Genomic DNA, 273 nt, shown 5'->3' on the forward strand with positions numbered 1-273 from the left:
CTCACCAGCGGCGAGGCCGGCTGGTTCTGCCTCGCGCCGCTTTCCGTGATACCGGAGCGACAGGGGCAGGGTGTCGGTTCAAGGCTGGTGCGGGACGGGCTTGCCGTTCTGGAGCGTCTGAATGCTTCAGGGTGCGTCGTGGCAGGTGATCCGGACTATTATGGCCGCTTCGGTTTTCGCCATGTCGAAGGGGTGAATGCGGAAGGGATTCCTGACGAATATTTCACAGTTCTTCGCTTGCATGGCGGAACTCCATCCGGCATTGTCGGTTTT

The 273-nt window shown here is 60.1% G+C and carries 1 protein-coding gene; it reads left to right on the forward strand.

Annotation, left to right across the window (positions count from 1 at the left end):
* On the forward strand, positions 1-273 hold a 273-nt coding region (locus tag SB751_RS30425; protein ID WP_410749073.1), incomplete at both ends, for a GNAT family N-acetyltransferase.

This window comes from Cupriavidus sp. SIMBA_020 (assembly GCF_046535395.1).
Lineage (GTDB): Bacteria > Pseudomonadota > Gammaproteobacteria > Burkholderiales > Burkholderiaceae > Cupriavidus > Cupriavidus campinensis.